Here is a 17510-nt window from a genome sequence, read left to right as displayed (position 1 = left end):
ACCTGGACCTACGTGCTGCCAAAAAACGCCCACTCATAGTAAATGCTGCGCACTCACCACAAATAAGCAAAATCAATTGCATATTTGCAGCAAGCACGCAGTATTCATTTCCTCAAAACAAGCACTATATAAGACTATATAAGTGCCATATTATGCTTTAATTTTTGCCATCACAATCTTAGTAACGGCTTTAGCATCAGCCTGACCTTTAGTTGCACGCATAACAGCACCAATAATTGCGCCCATTGGCTTCATATTGCCAGCCTTAAGCTTTTCTGCAACTTCTGGGTCGGCCGCAAGAGCAGCGTCAACAGCGGCTTCCAAAGCACCGTCATCGTTCATAACCTTGAATCCGTGCTTCTTAACAACTTCATCAGGCTTGCCCTCGCCAGCCAAAACGCAAGCAACAGTTTGCTTAGCGAGCTTATCGTTAAGATTGCCGTCTGCAATTAGCTTTTCAACTTCAGCCACATCTTGCGGAGTAATAGGCAACTCTTCCAAAGTCACGCCACGAGTGTTTGCTTCACGAGCAAGCTCACCGAGCCACCACTTCTTAGCGCCTGCTGCAGTTGCACCAGCCTTAACGGTTTCTTCAACCAAATCAAGAGCATCTGCGTTCAAAATATCGCGCATTTCAAGATTGCTAATACCCCATTCGCTTTGCAAACGGTTACGGCGTTCACGAGGCATTTCCGGCATTTCGGCCTTCATGCGCTCAATATGATCTTTCGTGATGTGAAGCATAACCAAATCAGGATCTGGGAAGTAACGGTAATCGTCAGCATCCGACTTCACACGACCGCCAGCAGTGGTTTGAGTTGCTTCATCCCAGTGACGAGTTTCCTGCAAAATCTCGCCGCCTTCGCTCAAAATAGCAGCCTGGCGACGAATCTCATATTGCAACGTCTTTTCAATACCACGGAACGTGTTCACATTCTTGGTTTCGGAACGCGTACCAAATGGATCAGTCGACTTGCGACGAAGCGAAACATTCACGTCAGCACGCATATTGCCCTGCTCCATACGAGCGTGGGAAATGTTGAGAGCGCGAACAATATCGCGAATAGCACGCATGTAAGCGCCGGCAATTTCTGGAGCGCGAGCGCCCGCACCTTCAATTGGCTTAGTTACAATCTCAATCAAAGGTACACCTGCGCGATTGTAATCAACCAAAGAGTGATTTGCGCCTTCGATTCGGCCGTCAGCGCCACCAACGTGAGTATTCTTACCAGCGTCATCCTCAATGTGAGCGCGTTCAATCGGCACGCGGAATACCGTGCCATCTTCAAGCTCAACATCCAAGTAACCGTTGCCATTAGTAGGCTTGTCGTACTGGGAAATCTGGTAGTCGCGAGGCATATCTGGGTAGAAGTAGTTCTTACGAGCGAACTGGCTCCACTCAGCAATTTCGCAATGCAACGCCAAACCGAGCTTAATAGCGTAATCAACTGCAGTCTTATTTAACACTGGCAAAGAACCTGGCAAACCAAGGCTCACAGGAGTTAGCTGCGTATTTGGTTCGCCACCAAACGATACTTCCGCCGGGCAGAACAGCTTAGTGCGCGTGCTCAACTCAACGTGGGTTTCCAAACCGAAAACTGGGTCAAATTGCTCCACAGCATCGGCATATTTCATAAGTTTTTCAGCCATGAGAATCCTTCTTACTTAAAGCTTTACTTCACTTTACTTAGCCAATGAATCGAGCCAACCAGCTTTAAGCGACTTCCAAATTGGGCCGCCCCACTTTTCTTCGAGCGCTGCTTCCAACGCTGCTGCAGGCTTGTACATCTTCTCATCATGGCATTGCGGAGCAATAATCTGCATACCTACAGGCAAGCCATCGTCGCTTAAGCCAGCTGGGAGGCTCAAAGCTGGAACGCCAGCCATGTTTGCAGGAATCGTAGCAATATCGTTCATGTACATAGCAAGTGGATCGTTCATCTTCTCACCAAACTTAAACGCCGTTGTAGGGCTTGTTGGGGAAACAAGAACATCTACCTTCTTAAACGCTTCTTCAAAGTCGCGAATAATAAGCGTACGAACCTTTTGTGCAGAGCCATACCACGCGTCATAGTAGCCGGCGGAAAGAGCATAAGTACCGAGAATAATACGGCGCTTTACTTCGTCGCCGAATCCAGCTTCACGAGTTGCAGCCATCATGTTCGCAGCCGTCTGAGGCTTATCTGCTGGTGGCATTACGCGCAAACCGTAGCGCATGCCGTCGTAGCGAGCCAAGTTGGAGCTAACTTCCGAAGGCATAATAATGTAGTATGCAGCCAAAGAGTAAGGGAAATGAGGGCAGGAAACTTCCGTTACCTCTGCGCCCATATCCTTAAGCAACTGCACAGCTTCATTAAAGCGCGCTTCAACGCCTGGCTGGAAGCCGTCGCCACTAAGCTCCTTAACAAGACCAACCTTTACGCCCTTCAAATCACGGCGAGCGCCTTCGCGTGCTGCCTGAGCCATTGGAGGAACAGGAGCTGGAATAGAAGTAGAATCGCGCTTATCGTTACCGCCGATAATCTCCTGCAAAAGCGCAGAGTCAAGAACGGTACGAGAAACAGGACCAATCTGATCCAAGGAACTTGCCATAGCGATTGCACCAAAGCGGCTAACACCACCGTAAGTTGGCTTTGCGCCAACAGTACCAGTTAAAGCACCAGGCTGGCGAATGGAACCGCCGGTATCCGTACCCAAAGCAATAGGAGCTTCGAATGCGGCAACAGCAGCCGCAGAACCGCCGCCAGAACCGCCTGGAACGCGCTCAGTATCCCAAGGATTGCAGGTGGTTTGGTACGCGGAATGTTCAGTAGAAGAACCTTGAGCGAACTCATCCAAATTAGTCTTGCCAAGAATTGGCATGCCAGCTGCCTTGAGCTTTTCAATAACAGTAGCGTCGTAAGGCGGCACCCAACCTTCAAGAATCTTAGAAGCTGCAGTAGTAGGAATGCCCTTAGTAACAATCATGTCCTTGATTGCAATTGGCACACCAGCAAGCTCAGGTAAACCTTCAGCCTCGCCATTAGCATTCTTTTTATCAAAAGCATCTGCTTGCTCAAGCGCAATATCTGCAGAAACGTGCAAGAATGCTTTGATTTCTGGTTCAGCTGATTCAATTACAGCCAAATGAGCTTCCACCAGCTCGCGGCTAGAAACTTCCTTAGCTTTTACAGCCTTGGCCATCTCGGCAGCAGAAAGCTTCACTAAATCCTGAGTATTAGTCATGTTTTATTCCTCCCCCAAAATGCGAGGCGCTACAAACATGCCCGACTCACTCTTAGGCGCACCAGAAAGCGCTTCTTCCTGAGTCAACGGTGTAGCAGGCTCATCTGGACGCAAATACGCTTCCAGAGGTACTGGATTTGCAGTAGGTGGCACATCTTCGCCAGCGACTTCCTGCACCTTATTAATAGATTCTGCAATGACGTTTAATTCGCCTTGCAAGCGACTAATTTCCTCGTCGCTTAAAGCAATCTGGGACAAAACACCCAAATGCTCAATTTCTTCGCGTGTGAATGTAGGCATAACCTCAACTATATGTGTGATGCGTGACCTTCGTTAGTAGAAAAAAGCAATGTGGATAAAAGCTTCACACGCATTATTGCAGCAACATTTTTTACTAAGTACAATGCGCATGTACGTTTGCTAATTTATATTTTGGGGGAAATTTTATATAACGCTACTTGCGCAAGAATAGTTAAAATAATGCGTACCGCATACGCGCCACGCAAAGGAAGATTATTACATACATTTTACATGTACTTTCACAAAATTATTACGTATATAAAATTACAAAATTCGCACTTCATACCATCGCAACACGCCGTAAGTCTAAAAATGATGTAATTACAAACTGTTGATATTTCAAGGATATTTAAACATTTGTCTGAAAAATGAAAAATTATTTTATGCAATTATCGCAAAATAAGAAAGTGTGTAATAATTGGGTGATGTGAGAAGCTGAAGCCTAATGCAGCGAAGCATATCATGCACTGAAGCACATAAAAATACAGCATCTCACTACAAGATAATAATCAAAAAATAACATAAAAATATAAAATTGAAGGACACATATGAAGAACACAAAGTTCTACCGTAATGCAGCAATGTTGTTGCTCGCGGGCGCAACTATTATCCCACAATGCTTAGCAGCACCAGCAATGGCCGCTCCTGCAGCTAAGGATTCTGAGCCAACCACATCTTGCGCAGTCAAGAAGGATTCTCTGAATAATTATTTGTGGGATTTGCAATACGATAAAACAAACATTCTCGCCCGTCATGGCGAAACCATTGACAACAAGTTCTCCAGCGACAGCTTCGACAAAGGCGGCGAATTCGTCGTCGTCGAACACCAAAAGAAGAACATCACCAATACAACTTCAAATTTGTCGGTTACTTCCGCCAATAATGATCGCGTATACCCAGGTGCACTGTTCCGCGCTGACCAGAATTTGATGGACAATATGCCAAGCCTGATTTCCGCAAACCGCGCCCCAATCACCTTGAGCGTTGATTTGCCAGGCTTCCACGGCGGCGAAAGTGCTGTAACTGTTCAGCGCCCAACTAAGAGCTCTGTAACTTCCGCAGTGAACAGCTTAGTTTCTAAGTGGAATGCACAGTATGCTTCAAGCCATCATGTGGCAGCTCGCATGCAGTACGATTCTGCAAGCGCACAAAGCATGAACCAGCTCAAAGCAAAGTTTGGTGCCGATTTCGCCAAGATTGGCGTTCCTCTGAAGATTGATTTCGATGCTGTGCACAAGGGCGAAAAGCAGACTCAAATTGTGAACTTCAAGCAGACCTACTACACCGTAAGTGTTGATGCTCCAGATAGCCCAGCCGACTTCTTCGCACCTTGCACTACGCCAGAAAGCTTGAAGAATCGCGGAATAGACAGCAAGCGTCCGCCAGTATATGTGTCCAACGTAGCCTATGGCCGTTCAATGTACGTAAAGTTCGACACCCGCAGCAAGAGCACTGATTTCCAGGCTGCTGTTGAAGCTGCAATCAAGGGTGTTGAAATCAAGCCAAACACCGAGTTCCATCGCATTTTGCAGAACACTTCTGTAACTGCTGTGATTCTCGGCGGCAGCGCAAACGGTGCAGCTAAGGTTGTTACCGGCAACATCGATACGTTGAAGGCTTTGATCCAGGAAGGCGCAAATTTGAGCACCTCCAGCCCAGCAGTTCCAATTGCTTACACCACTTCCTTCGTCAAGGATAACGAAGTAGCAACTTTGCAAACCAATAGCGATTACGTTGAAACCAAGGTTTCTTCCTACCGCGACGGCTACTTGACTTTGGATCACCGTGGAGCTTACGTAGCTCGTTACTACATCTACTGGGATGAGTATGGCACCGAAATTGACGGCACCCCTTACGTGCGTTCTCGCGCTTGGGAAGGCAACGGCAAGTATCGCACCGCTCACTTCAACACAACTATTCAGTTCAAGGGTAATGTACGCAATCTACGAATCAAGTTGGTTGAAAAGACTGGTTTGGTTTGGGAACCATGGCGCACAGTATATGACCGTTCTGATTTGCCACTAGTTCGTCAGCGTACTATTAGCAACTGGGGCACAACCTTGTGGCCTCGCGTTGCTGAAACTGTGAAGAACGATTGATACTTATCACAATTTCAAAAAATAACTTAATAAAATAACTTAATAAAATAACTTAATAAAAATAACTTAATAAAGATAACTTAATAAAGATAACTTAATAAATAATTGATAATTAAATATAAGTGAATACAATTAAGGGCTTTATCTTGTAGTCAGTTACGAGATAAAGCCCTTGTTTTATTTGTCTTATTTGTTTTATTTATTTTATTTGCGAAATATTATTTGCAGAATATTTAAATATTTTAGATATTTTAAATATTTTAGATATCGCGGTGCTTTTCAATAACGTGGCCAATTGCATACATGACTACACCCCAAGCAAGAACCACTAAACCGGACTGCCACCATGTGAAAACATATGCGTTTGGTGGAAGTTGCAGCCCAGAATTAGCGGAGGCTCCTAAGAATTGGCTTACAGCACTGCCTGGCAAAATCTGAATAAGTATTGAAGTCCACTTCGCAAAATTGCTTGCAAGCATAATAATGCTAACAATGGTCTGCAGAATCACCACGGCTCCAATAACGCACATAATTCCGCCAGCAGTTGACTTGCAAATCATGCCAAAACCGTAGGCCATAGCTGCTACAACAACCATAATTGCAGGAGAGCCAAGGAACAGCGTAAGAGGCAATTTCCACACGTTGCTTCCAGATAATCCGGAAATGTTATCTCCCATAAAAGCTAATTCTGCAGCAGCTAAAGAAACTGTCATTGCAATAAGTTGGGCTACAAAAACGTAGATTGCAACAGCAATAAACTTAGCCGTAAAGAGCACACCCCTTTTAGGTACAGCCGTAAGAGAAGCCTGAATTGAAGTCGTAGAATGTTCCGCGGTTACAGCAAGCACTGCAAAAATCGCCAAAACAATCAAAGATATAGAAGCAAAGCTAATGACCAAGTGGAAAATGCTTTCTTGAGATGCAATAAGGTCACTTTTATTGCTCGGCCCAACAGTAATTGCAGCGCTTGATTTACTTTGATTTGCCACATTCTTAATGTCAACTTTAGACATTGCTTTTTGCACAAGCGCGATAATAAAACTAAAAATTACTGGCAAAACAACTGTTAATGCCATGCACCACCATGTTGATGCAAGTCCGCGCAGCTTAACAATTTCAGATTTAAGCGTGTGCATAAATGTAAGGCGTAAGTGCTGAGCGTTCATGCTGCGGCCTGTTTTGTAAGAATTGCTCGCCGGATATTCAACAGCTTGTTCAATTTGCCCACTCATTTTGCGCTCCTTCCATCTACATATTGCGTTCCAGTCGCAGCAGTAGCATTTGGCAATGCTTTTGTTACGTACTGCTCCTGGCCGTGCGTAAGAGCCAAATATGCTTCCTCAAGCGAAGCGTGCTCTTGATTTAGCTGATATACCAAAATTTGATTATCCGCAATTTCGTGCGCAATCTGGTTGAGTTCGCAACCTGTTATTCTAAAAAGCTCGCCTTCTTGAACGTCTTCAGGAGTGCGGTTATCAGTCACAATCTTGCATTCCGGATGATTCTGAACAAGCACAGACTTTAGTTTTTCACCTTCAGGTGTCACTAAACGTATAGCATGTTGAGAATGTGCGTCAACAAAATCTTGTACTGTTGTGCGCTCCAAAATTTCTCCGTGCGCAATAATCACAAGGTTATCTGCAGTAAGAGCAACTTCGCTCATTAAGTGCGAGCTAAGTAGTATTGCGCGGCCTTCGCTTGCGTAATACTTGCATAATTCGCGAACCCACTTAACACCTTCTGGATCCAAGCCGTTAATTGGCTCGTCCAAAATAAGATTGTGCGGATCTGCTAAAAGCGCCGCCGCAATCGAAAGACGCTGGCTCATACCGAGCGAGAAGGATCCCGCTTTGCGGGTTTTTACGCTAGTTAAACCAGTAATATCAATCACTTCGTCAACGCGCTTTTTTGATATTCCGTGAGTTAAAGCGAGTGAATACAAGTGATTGTACGCCGTTCGACCTCTGTGAGCAGACTTTGCGTCAAGAACTGCGCCAACTTCTGTCATTGGGGATGCGATTTTTGCGTAAGGTTTTCCGTCAATAAGAGAAGTACCACTATTGGCATGAATAAGATTTAACGCGCAACGCATGGTAGTAGATTTACCAGCGCCATTAGGGCCTAAAAAGCCCGTGACTTTACCGTCTTCAGCGACGAAAGAAACGTCGTTAAGCGCTGTTTTTGCGCCGAAACGCTTTGTAATATGTTGGAATTCTAACATAGCTTAACAGTATCACAAATAAAAAAAAATACACATTAAATGTAAGCGTTTATGAGTACAGACTGTTGAATTTTAATTAATATTCAGCAATTTGGTGCTGCATGTTGCGCAATCCACGCGTGCATGGAAACAGCCGCAGCAGCTCCTGCATTTAGCGAACGCACTGAGCCGAATTGCGAAATATAAACAACGTCATCCGCCATCTCTAGTGCTTTTTTAGAAAGACCTGGACCTTCCGCGCCAAAAAGCATAAGGCAACGTTTAGGGAACTTGTAGTTTTCCATAGCAACAGCGCCTGGAATAATGTCGAGCGCTATAACGCGCGCGTTTTTAGCGTCTTGTTCCTTAATATTTGCGATTTTTTCGGCTTCTTTATTGCCTTCTGCTTGTGCTTTAAGCAAAAGTTGATGCGCTTCTTCTGCTTCTTTAAGCATGTTTTCGCGCCAATTAGTTACTAGAGTTTCAATAGTTGGACAGCATTCAACGTATTGGTATAGCTCGGTCATTAACGAGCCTTTACGATTCCATTTATGAGGCCCTACGATATACACTTTTTTCGCAGTAAACGCGTTTGCAGTGCGGACCATAGAGCCTATGTTGAAATCGTGAGTCCAATTTTCTACAGCTACTTCAAACTCGTGACGGCCTTTAGAATCGAGATCCGCTTTTATGGCTTCTACTTTCCAGTACCGGTAGCGGTCTAGGACGTTACGCTGGTCGCCTTCGTCTAGTAATTCAGTGCTAAACCGCGCATCATAATTTGGCGATTCTGGATTATCTGGACGAGGCTCACCTGGATGTTCTTCTTCCCATGGGCCAACTCCTATAGGTCGGAATTCTGGCTCATCGGAAGCTTTTGCAGCCAAAGTAATTGGATTCGGTTCGTGCATGTATAAGTTTTGCTCCAATTAAAGTATTAATTTGCGATTGAGGCTTGGCAGCTAGTCTTTGCAACTAGTCTTGGCAGCCATCAGTTGCGCAATCGCCTGTGCAACCTGACTTGCAATGGCCACCACAGCAGTTATCCTCGCAGCAAGGCTCAGTGCAACCATCATGAGCACAATCACCCGTGCACTCTACCTTGCAGTGACCACCACAGCAGTTATCTTCACAGCAAGGCTCAGTGCAACCATCATGAGCACAATCACCCGTGCACTCTACCTTGCAGTGACCACCACAGCAGTTATCCTCGCAGCAAGGCTCAGTGCAACCATCATGAGCACAATCACCCGTGCATTTAACCTCACAATGACCACCGCAGCAGTTATCCTCGCAGCAAGGCTCAGTGCAACCATCATGAGCACAATCACCCGTGCATTTAACCTCACAATGACCACCGCAGCAGTTGTCGTTGCAGCAATCTTCGTGATCTGCATCTGCACGTAATTCTTCTTCATCGAAAGCTTGAACAAATGCCATTTTAGTACTCTCCTCACTTATTGGATTTACTAATTGAAGATGCCTCATGCCTTGTTCGTCGGCGTCAACACCACCAATTAATGCAACTATAGCAAGAATTTGCGCGCCTTGCTGATTAACAATGCCAAAATCAAGACTTAATTCATTGCCGTGTCGTAAAGTCACAAGCGAAGAAGTTTGAACATACGATTTTTCAGAAAGCCAAGAGTCAAGCAATAATACTCGCTTGCCTTTAACTGACGGACCTTTTGTTGCAGGAAAAACAAAATCCATAACAAAGCCGTCGAGTGCAATTCCTTTACGTTCTGCAGCATGAATAAGCGCAAAAACCATTGGAACTGCAGCAGCAGTTAACGCACCAACAGCGTCAACATCGCGCTCTAACGAATACCCAGCTTTCTCAATTGCGTCAAAAAGAACATCACCAACCAACTTGGAGCCGCGCTGATTAAAAGTAACAGAAAACAGTTCACTAAATGGTTTCGCACTCATATCCGCACAAAGCATGCGCTTAAGTTCCGCACGTTCCTCTTGTAATTCTGCCATTTTGCACTCCTTAGCGTTTAGAGTTGTTCAATTTTTGATGCTTTGATGTTTTTATGCTTAACGATCTTCTACTGATACTTCCGGAGCGCTCAGCTCTTTAACATCAGCTTTATCAGAATCTATAAGATCTATTGAAGCAATAACTTTACTTTGGTCTAACTTCTGAAGTTTACGCGCTGTTACCAACACTCGCGACTCAAGCGAAGAAGCAAACTTATTGTAAGCTGCAACTGTTCTTGCCAAGGATACGCCAAGTTTTGAAGCATTTTCTCCAAGAACTGCAAAGCGATCGTACAATTCTCGAGATAAATCGAAAAGTTCTTTTGCATCATCTGTAAGACTTTGCTGCTGCCATGCGTACGCAACAGACTTAAGCACAGCCCACAAAGTAACTGGTGAAGTAAGTGCTACTTTTTGCGCAAAAGCATCATCCATAAGCGTTGGATCCGCTTCAAGAGCCGCCTGAAGCAATGCTTCGTTTGGAATAAATGCAACTACAAAATCTGGTGCTGTTTCAAAAGCCTGCCAATATGCTTTAGCCCCTAATACTCTAACGTGTTCTCGCAAAGCCTTAGCGTGCGCTTTTAGAAGCTCGCTCCTTCTAGCTAATTCTTCGTCGCTTGCGTTATCTGGGATTTCGCAAGCACGCTGATAATCCGCATACGGAACTTTTGCATCAACTGGAATTGTTTTGCCTCCTGGCAGATGCACAACCATATCTGGCCTCTGCTGTTCACCATTTACTCCAGTTACAACAACCTGCGTATCAAAATCAACATGCTCAAGCAAGCCTGCGGATTCCACAATATTCTTTAGCTGAGCCTCGCCCCAAGCTCCGCGAACCTTATTATTTCGCAATGCTGCAGAAAGCGAACTTGTTTCGCGGTCAAGCCTTGTTTGCTGCTCACTTAAGCCTTTAAGCTGAGTGCTCAGCACGCCCATTTCTTGCTTACGCCCTTCTTCAATCTGCGAAACTTTATTCTTCAATGCTTCGAGATTGTCTTTTACTGGAGCAAGCGCTTCCAAGACTTTACCTTGCTCTTTCAAAGTTTTTTCACGATTTAATCGTTCGCGTTCTTCTCGCTCTGCACGCAATTGTTCTTCGCGATTCACTCGCAATTGCTCTGCTTGCTGTGCTTTTAACAGCTCAGACTCCACAAATTTCAATCGTTCAGCAAGCTGCTCTGCTTGTGTGCGATATCGTATAGCCTGATTGCCATTTTCTTGCGCTTGAGTGCGCGCTTGTTCATACTGCGAGCGTAATTCGTTAAATTCGCGCTGGTTTACGCCATTAGTGCCTTGCGTTCCAGAGTTGTGCTTAACAATAGCCAACACAATAACAGCGGTTATTGCTACAGCAACCACCATTAAAACAAGCATCACAATATTATCGAACATACGTTCTATTAAACACTATTGAGTTGACTTTTAAAACATAATTAAACACGCCTTTTAAGCACGTTCAAAATAAAGCAATCCACGTCCACACGTGCCGCTCCACAGGCAAACTGCAATTACAGTAAGCACAACAACGACATATAACAATATGGATTGTCCAGGAATTACAGGCAAAGTTCCAGAAGGATACCATCGCAAAATCAATCCAATTTTACTTTGCAAACCTTGTGTGGCAATATTCATCACCGCTAAAAAGACACCAAATGCAAGGCCGTAAAACCTTCCAAAACAGGCTAATCCAATCATTATGAGCACAATATCAATCCAAGCATTACCTAAAATCATCTGCAATGTACTCAATAACTGCAAATCAATTATACGAACAATTAACACTGAAGCGCCGAATGAAACAAACAAACACAATAAAGCAGCACTCAATGCATATATTCGCAGCCTTTTCATCACGAAACGTTCCCACGATACCATAATCGGAGCAAGGCAAACGAATGCCGCGGTAATAAACCCAACTACAATAACTTCATACAGAGGAACAACAAAATTAACAACACTACTACCAGATTGACATTGGAACGTTATACCTTCTACCGCATTATGCACATTAGCAGAATCTGGCAAACACATATAACCAACATAAACTGGCAACTGCGTTACAAATGATCTGAATATAACAAGCATTAAAGAGGGAAGGACTACGGACAATAAAATTGCAACGATTGCAACAATATAATGCCTACCTTCAAGCCACGCGCGGAAATTATTTTTCATGCTTATCACCAAGTTCCGATAAGACTTGTTGTGGAGTTATGAGGCATTGATTAAGTTCTTTAACATGATTTTTTACAAATTGTTTCAGCTTAGCATCATCAGCATTATTAATACTCATAGCCACTTTATCGTTTGCTTCACCTGGAATAAATCCGTATGCCCCATACACATCATTACTTATACGAGAAGGAAGCTGAGCAAGCAAAAATGCTGTAACAGAAGCGTTTGAATCAAGATTCTTTTTTACATATACTTCTTTCATAGCACTTGATGCACATTTTGCAGGCACAAATCTTTGTAACACTTCTTGAGCGATACCAGTCATATCACCATATTTCTCAGAACGCCTAACAAATGTATCTGTTTGTTGTTGAATAACAGTAGCTTTAAGATTACGTAACTTTATTAAACCACTATTAGTAAGATTCCAAGATTTTTCAGTATTTGTTGGAGTAAACGCATTTCCAAGCACAAGCACAATTCCTTTGCCTTGCGAATCTCTCTGATTCTTAGGAAACCAAGAAGCAACAGTTTTCAAATGTTTAACAGCACGAAGTTTACGAATATAAGCTTCTTCAGGATGTACACAAACAGAAAAAGCTGTATCTTTAAACGTCGTACACTGAGGCACAAAAGGTCCAGAGCGAATCCAAGGTTTTGGACCCCACATAGCTATACAACAAGCACATATTATTGGCATAATTAAAGAAATACTTATTGCTTTTATGCGCCAATAAGATCCCTTTTGCCAAAAATATCTAATATGCGCGCAACAAAGAATGCATGAAACGATAACAACACACACAAAGAATATGCGCAAAGTCACCAACCATGGGTTCATGCGCAAACCAGGCTCAGCACCAATACCAGCATCCGACACTGGAAGTATTGCGTATAAACTACTACCCCAATATCTAGGAAAAATATCTCCTTGAGGTATGGTGCCATTACGCATTATAATGACGCCATAAATACAGCACCAAATTATTGCAAAAGATAATAAAGCTGAGAATACAATTGCCCAACGATTGCCAATAATTACTCCTAAAGTAAAACCAATTGCAAAAAATGCACTTGGCGTCACGCCTCCACATAATAGTGGAAAATACGGGAAATTTGTAATATTTACATCACTCTGAATTACTGTTGGCAATATACTTACGCAATATAACAAACTGCACAGTATAGCGCCTTTTAGTATAGGAATAGCGTAACGACTGGCTGATTTTCCTGCACACCACGCAGGATTAACCAAACATCTGGGCGAGCAAGCTTTACATGAACACCATGCGCCAAAAATGCAAGCAACAATATCAGACAAACAATGCATCCACGTGACATCAATTCTTAACCAAAGCGCATAATTATTATTATGCGCTAAAAAATTTGCCACACCCAAAAAAACAGGATATGCAATCAAAAATAAGCTAAAAATACAACTGCTTATTAGAGATAATGGGGACATAATACGTGAAATAATTGTGCACTTCTTATGACTTTTCGTAAAAAATCCGAATTCAGTCAAAAAGTTAGAATATTGACGCATATTTAATCACATCCCTACTAACTACCACATTAACGAAATAAGAAACTATACATATCCAGTTACTGCTACTACTAATTTTTATGAAATTTAGATAGCAAATGCCTATACCCTGATTCCCATGGAGTTACCATAAGATCTTCACGATTAGCATACTGAAGAAGATTATCCATTTTCCCATCAAGCAATATAATTCCTTCATTAAGAACTATAACCCGATCCGCAATTACTGCTAAATCTTCTACTAAATGCGTACTGACAATAACAGTATGCTTTTGCGAATAAGACTTAAGAAAATTACGAATATCAATACGCTGCTCAGGATCTAAACCAACAGTAGGCTCATCAAGTATTAGTACTGCAGGCTGACTAGCAATCACACAAGCAATACCAGCACGCTGACGCTGACCTCCTGATATTTTTGCAACTATGCGATGTGCTTGTTTTTCCAAGCCAACCTGTTTGAGAGCATTCCAAGCAGCTTGATACGCAGCACTCCACGATAAACCTCGCGCCCATGCGGCATATTGAACATTTTTTAACACACTCGATGCATTCATAAGTTCAAATGATTGTGGCAAATAACCAATATTTGACCGAGCTTTAGCCCTTTCCGCACGATCAGTTACGTCAAAGCCATGAACAAAAAGTTTCCCACTAGAGGGAGCATAAATAGTCGCTATAACGTTAAGCAGAGTAGTTTTCCCAGCACCATTTGGCCCCAAAAGACCACATATACCAAAAGATAAATCTATAGAAAGATTATGCAAAATTTGTTTTTTCCCATACGAAAAATTCACATTAACAAGTTGCACATCTGAGCCCGTATATGATTCTTGCATATCTCACCACTTAACGTTATAGCAATTTGATATTTATACCAACTAGACTAATTACTTCCAACTTCCATGGTGACAGGGTTGCCACTAGGAGTATCATTAAACCCAAAAATACAGCCACCAGAATATTCAACGCCATCTTTTATCCAATTAGTATCTCCATTTTCAATCTGCTTCATAACGTATTCAGCCTTGAATACGTACACGTATTTTATAATAATTCAACATAAAAAAAAAATAGATTTTTACAAAAACCAATTAAAATTTTAAAAGATACGCATATCCTATAATGCCAATTATCAGCAATAACTCGAAAAATTAAGGGGGAATTCCACCTTTTTATTTCAAGTTCATTCTACAAATATTTTTTATTTAGATACAAAAATAGCGTGCTGTCTACTGGGAAATAATCCAATAAACAGCACGCTTTGTTTTATTTGACTACATTATTTGACTACATTAAATAGTGCATATATTACGCAATCTTGAGAGTTACATGGTCGTCGCTCTCTGCACAATCCGCAACTACGCGAGCGCCATCATGCACCTTGCCGGAAAGCAGCAATCGCGCAAGCTGATCGCCAATTTCTGTCTGAACCAATCTACGCAACGGACGAGCACCATAAACTGGATCATAGCCATGCTCTGCAAGCCAAGCGCGAGCAGAATCGCTCACATCCAAGCTAATGCGGCGGTCGCTCAAGCGTGCAGCCACTTGACGAACTTGAATATCCACAATTCCACCAAGCTCTTCGCGGCTCAACGGATGGAACATAACAAGCTCATCCAAACGGTTAATGAACTCTGGCTTAAACTCAGCGTGAACAGCGTTCATAACAGCCTTGCGTTTAGCAGCATCGTCCAAGCCCTCTTGCACAAGGAATTGCGAACCCAAGTTTGATGTCATAATCAAAATCGTATTCGTAAAATCAACCGTTCTACCCTGACCGTCAGTCAAACGACCATCGTCCAAAACCTGCAACAAAACGTCGAATACTTCCAGATGCGCCTTCTCAACTTCGTCAAAAAGCACTACAGAATACGGACGTCTACGCACAGCTTCAGTAAGCTGGCCGCCTTCCTCATAGCCAATGTAACCAGGAGCAGCACCGATTAGACGCGAAACAGAAGCCTTTTCCATGTACTCGCTCATATCAATGCGAACCATTGCACGCTCGTCGTCAAACAGGAAGTCGGCAAGAGCCTTAGCAAGCTCCGTCTTACCAACGCCAGTAGGACCCAAGAACAAGAAGGAACCAGTTGGGCGATTCGGGTCTGCAATTCCAGCGCGGCTTCTGCGTACAGCATCCGCTATAGCCTGAATTGCTTCGCTTTGACCAACCACACGCTTAGAAAGCTCCTTTTCCATGTTGAGTAGCTTCTCATTTTCGCCTTGCATCAAGCGACCAACAGGAATGCCCGTCCATTCGCTAACAACTCCTGCAATAGAATCAGCATCAACCTGATCCGGAACCATTGGCTCTTTCGCTTCACTCTTAGCGTTAGCAGCCTGCGATTCCGCTTCTTCCAAAGCTTTTTGAATGCTTGGAATTTCGCCATACAAAATACGGCTTGCTTGCTCCAAATTGCCTTCACGCGTGAATTTGTCGGCTTCTACGCGCTTAGCGTCGAGTTGCGCTCGCAAATCACCAACCTTGTTATGGCCAGCCTTTTCCGCGTCCCAACGCGCTTTCAATCCAGTAAGCTTTTCGCGCGAGTTTGCTAATTCTTCCTGCAACTTTTCTAAGCGTTCGCGTGCAGCAGCATCTTCCGCCTTCTTTAATTGCATTTCTTCCATTTCAAGACGCGTGACCTTGCGCTGTAATTCGTCGATTTCTTCTGGCTGAGAATCAAGCTCCATACGCAAGTGAGCTGCCGCTTCATCCACCAAATCAATCGCCTTATCTGGAAGCTGCCTGCCAGTAATATAGCGGTTTGAAAGCGTTGCTGCGGCTACGATTGCATCGTCACTAATCGTCACCTTGTGGTGTGCTTCGTAACGTTGCTTAAGTCCACGCAAAATCGTCACCGTGTCTTCAACAGAAGGCTCGCCAACAAACACTTGCTGGAATCTGCGTTCAAGCGCCGAATCCTTTTCAATATGTTCGCGATACTCGTTAAGCGTAGTTGCACCAACCAAACGCAGCTCACCGCGCGCAAGCATTGGCTTAAGCATATTGCCAGCATCCATTGAACCTTCTGCAGATCCTGCGCCAACAACAGTGTGAATTTCGTCAATAAACGTAATAATTTGACCGTCTGATTGTTGGATTTCCTTCAACACTGCTTTTAAGCGTTCCTCAAACTCGCCGCGATACTTCGAACCTGCAACCATCGAAGCCAAATCGAGACTGATAAGACGCTTGTTTTGCAAAGTTGTAGGCACATCCCCTGCAACGATTCGCTGAGCCAATCCTTCTACAACTGCCGTTTTACCAACGCCCGGCTCGCCAATTAGCACAGGATTATTCTTCGTGCGGCGAGAAAGAATCTGAATCACGCGGCGAATCTCCTGATCGCGACCAATTACTGGGTCGAGCTTTCCTTCGCGAGCGCGCGCAGTCATATCAACAGAATACTTTTCGAGCGCTTTGTAGTTGCCTTCCGCGTCTGGGCTGGTCACTTTCGCACCTCCGCGTACAGTTGGCACAGCTTTTCGCAACGCGTCTGCAGAAACATTATGCTTTTTGAAAATATCCGCAACAGCATTCGGCGCGCTTGCAACTATGCCGATAAGCATGTGCTCCGTAGAAACGTATTCGTCTGACATTGCACGCATTTCTTTTTCTGCCTGGCTTAGCGCAGCCAAAAGCTGACGACTTGCGTCTGGCTTAGTTGTAGTTGAGCCAGTAGATGAAGGCAATGCCACTAATGCGTTACGAATTTCAGCACCGATTTGTTGCGCATCCGCCCCCGCCTGCGCAATAAGCGCGCGCACAACGCCCTGCTCTTGGCGAAGTAAGGCATCCGCCAAATGCAAAGTGTCAACTTGCGCGTTGCCAGCAGCCGCTGCACTTTGCACAGCGTCACTTAATGCGTCTTGCGCTAGGGTTGTAAACTTTTGTTCCATATCTACCTCATTTCCACGAAAGCTGTAGAAACCATTCCAGTTAAGTCAAATCACTGCAACTTTT

General features: G+C 44.0%; 14 protein-coding genes. 1 reads left to right on the top strand and 13 read right to left on the bottom strand.

Annotated features, from left to right (window positions below; genetic code table 11):
- Nucleotides 1-150 precede the first annotated feature (150 nt).
- Genes gatB through gatC form a run of 3 tightly spaced genes read right to left on the bottom strand, consistent with a single transcriptional unit; the run spans nucleotide 151 to nucleotide 3525 of the window.
- On the bottom strand, nucleotides 151-1650 hold the full coding sequence (gene gatB / locus HXT56_RS05950; protein WP_421778027.1) for an Asp-tRNA(Asn)/Glu-tRNA(Gln) amidotransferase subunit GatB: 1500 nt from the start codon (nucleotides 1648-1650) through the stop codon (nucleotides 151-153).
- 33 nt (nucleotides 1651-1683) lie between these two features.
- The gene (gene gatA, locus HXT56_RS05945) at nucleotides 1684-3225 is read right to left on the bottom strand and encodes an Asp-tRNA(Asn)/Glu-tRNA(Gln) amidotransferase subunit GatA (RefSeq protein ID WP_421778026.1); all 1542 of its coding nucleotides are present in this window, start codon (nucleotides 3223-3225) and stop codon (nucleotides 1684-1686) included.
- Nucleotides 3226-3228: 3 nt separating this feature from the next.
- A complete protein-coding gene (gene gatC, locus HXT56_RS05940; protein ID WP_391496148.1) occupies nucleotides 3229-3525 on the bottom strand; it encodes an Asp-tRNA(Asn)/Glu-tRNA(Gln) amidotransferase subunit GatC in 297 nt (98 codons plus the stop codon).
- 548 nt (nucleotides 3526-4073) lie between these two features.
- Between gatC and vly the strand changes: the two genes are divergently transcribed.
- The gene (vly, locus tag HXT56_RS05935; protein ID WP_421778025.1) at nucleotides 4074-5624 is read left to right on the top strand and encodes a cholesterol-dependent cytolysin vaginolysin; all 1551 of its coding nucleotides are present in this window, start codon (nucleotides 4074-4076) and stop codon (nucleotides 5622-5624) included.
- Nucleotides 5625-5884: 260 nt separating this feature from the next.
- On the opposite strand, the gene HXT56_RS05930 is transcribed toward vly, so the two are convergent.
- From HXT56_RS05930 to clpB, 10 genes are all read right to left on the bottom strand, one after another.
- Nucleotides 5885-6856: an ABC transporter permease subunit gene (locus tag HXT56_RS05930; RefSeq protein ID WP_421778024.1), complete on the bottom strand. Its 972-nt coding sequence runs from the start codon at nucleotides 6854-6856 to the stop codon at nucleotides 5885-5887.
- Nucleotides 6853-7845: an ATP-binding cassette domain-containing protein gene (locus tag HXT56_RS05925; protein ID WP_250309703.1), complete on the bottom strand. Its 993-nt coding sequence runs from the start codon at nucleotides 7843-7845 to the stop codon at nucleotides 6853-6855. The genes HXT56_RS05930 and HXT56_RS05925 overlap by 4 nt, the downstream gene beginning before the upstream one ends.
- A gap of 83 nt (nucleotides 7846-7928) precedes the next feature.
- The gene (locus HXT56_RS05920; protein WP_060785806.1) at nucleotides 7929-8735 is read right to left on the bottom strand and encodes a TrmH family RNA methyltransferase; all 807 of its coding nucleotides are present in this window, start codon (nucleotides 8733-8735) and stop codon (nucleotides 7929-7931) included.
- A 64-nt stretch (nucleotides 8736-8799) separates the two neighbouring features.
- Complete coding sequence (locus HXT56_RS05915) at nucleotides 8800-9810, bottom strand: hypothetical protein (RefSeq protein WP_421778023.1); 1011 nt, start codon at nucleotides 9808-9810, stop codon at nucleotides 8800-8802.
- Nucleotides 9811-9867: 57 nt separating this feature from the next.
- On the bottom strand, nucleotides 9868-11208 hold the full coding sequence (gene rmuC, locus HXT56_RS05910; protein ID WP_419398816.1) for a DNA recombination protein RmuC: 1341 nt from the start codon (nucleotides 11206-11208) through the stop codon (nucleotides 9868-9870).
- Nucleotides 11209-11262: 54 nt separating this feature from the next.
- Nucleotides 11263-11994 (bottom strand): hypothetical protein, encoded by a 732-nt coding sequence (locus HXT56_RS05905; protein WP_016637870.1) that lies wholly within the window; start codon nucleotides 11992-11994, stop codon nucleotides 11263-11265.
- Nucleotides 11984-13540, bottom strand: coding sequence for a hypothetical protein (locus HXT56_RS05900; RefSeq protein ID WP_421778022.1), 1557 nt, complete (start codon nucleotides 13538-13540; stop codon nucleotides 11984-11986). The genes HXT56_RS05905 and HXT56_RS05900 overlap by 11 nt, the downstream gene beginning before the upstream one ends.
- Before the next feature lie 71 nt (nucleotides 13541-13611).
- Nucleotides 13612-14379 carry an ABC transporter ATP-binding protein gene (locus HXT56_RS05895; RefSeq protein WP_004133980.1) on the bottom strand — a complete coding sequence of 256 codons (768 nt, stop codon included), beginning with the start codon at nucleotides 14377-14379 and terminating at the stop codon, nucleotides 13612-13614.
- A 47-nt stretch (nucleotides 14380-14426) separates the two neighbouring features.
- Entirely contained in the window at nucleotides 14427-14555 is a 129-nt protein-coding gene (locus tag HXT56_RS05890; protein ID WP_297643900.1) for a hypothetical protein, read from the bottom strand.
- A 296-nt stretch (nucleotides 14556-14851) separates the two neighbouring features.
- Complete coding sequence (clpB, locus tag HXT56_RS05885; protein WP_421778021.1) at nucleotides 14852-17446, bottom strand: ATP-dependent chaperone ClpB; 2595 nt, start codon at nucleotides 17444-17446, stop codon at nucleotides 14852-14854.
- Between the last annotated feature and the right edge of the window lie 64 nt (nucleotides 17447-17510).

Origin of the sequence: Gardnerella nova, assembly GCF_049244055.1 — a bacterium.
Lineage (GTDB): Bacteria > Actinomycetota > Actinomycetes > Actinomycetales > Bifidobacteriaceae > Bifidobacterium > Bifidobacterium vaginale_H.
The sequence above is the reverse complement of the archived record's forward strand: the minus strand, read 5'-3'. Positions and strand labels throughout refer to the sequence as shown.

What these genes read in the sequence shown, in the direction of transcription:
- clpB (WP_421778021.1), bottom strand. Translation starts at nt 17,446, where the DNA reads ATGGAACAAAAGTTTACAACCCTAGCGCAAGACGCATTAAGTGACGCT.
- vly (WP_421778025.1), top strand. Translation starts at nt 4,074, where the DNA reads ATGAAGAACACAAAGTTCTACCGTAATGCAGCAATGTTGTTGCTCGCG.
- HXT56_RS05900 (WP_421778022.1), bottom strand. Translation starts at nt 13,540, where the DNA reads ATGCGTCAATATTCTAACTTTTTGACTGAATTCGGATTTTTTACGAAA.
- rmuC (WP_419398816.1), bottom strand. Translation starts at nt 11,208, where the DNA reads ATGTTCGATAATATTGTGATGCTTGTTTTAATGGTGGTTGCTGTAGCA.
- HXT56_RS05915 (WP_421778023.1), bottom strand. Translation starts at nt 9,810, where the DNA reads ATGGCAGAATTACAAGAGGAACGTGCGGAACTTAAGCGCATGCTTTGT.
- HXT56_RS05920 (WP_060785806.1), bottom strand. Translation starts at nt 8,735, where the DNA reads ATGCACGAACCGAATCCAATTACTTTGGCTGCAAAAGCTTCCGATGAG.
- HXT56_RS05895 (WP_004133980.1), bottom strand. Translation starts at nt 14,379, where the DNA reads ATGCAAGAATCATATACGGGCTCAGATGTGCAACTTGTTAATGTGAAT.
- HXT56_RS05925 (WP_250309703.1), bottom strand. Translation starts at nt 7,845, where the DNA reads ATGTTAGAATTCCAACATATTACAAAGCGTTTCGGCGCAAAAACAGCG.
- gatC (WP_391496148.1), bottom strand. Translation starts at nt 3,525, where the DNA reads ATGCCTACATTCACACGCGAAGAAATTGAGCATTTGGGTGTTTTGTCC.
- HXT56_RS05890 (WP_297643900.1), bottom strand. Translation starts at nt 14,555, where the DNA reads ATGAAGCAGATTGAAAATGGAGATACTAATTGGATAAAAGATGGCGTT.
- HXT56_RS05930 (WP_421778024.1), bottom strand. Translation starts at nt 6,856, where the DNA reads ATGAGTGGGCAAATTGAACAAGCTGTTGAATATCCGGCGAGCAATTCT.
- gatB (WP_421778027.1), bottom strand. Translation starts at nt 1,650, where the DNA reads ATGGCTGAAAAACTTATGAAATATGCCGATGCTGTGGAGCAATTTGAC.
- HXT56_RS05905 (WP_016637870.1), bottom strand. Translation starts at nt 11,994, where the DNA reads ATGAAAAATAATTTCCGCGCGTGGCTTGAAGGTAGGCATTATATTGTT.
- gatA (WP_421778026.1), bottom strand. Translation starts at nt 3,225, where the DNA reads ATGACTAATACTCAGGATTTAGTGAAGCTTTCTGCTGCCGAGATGGCC.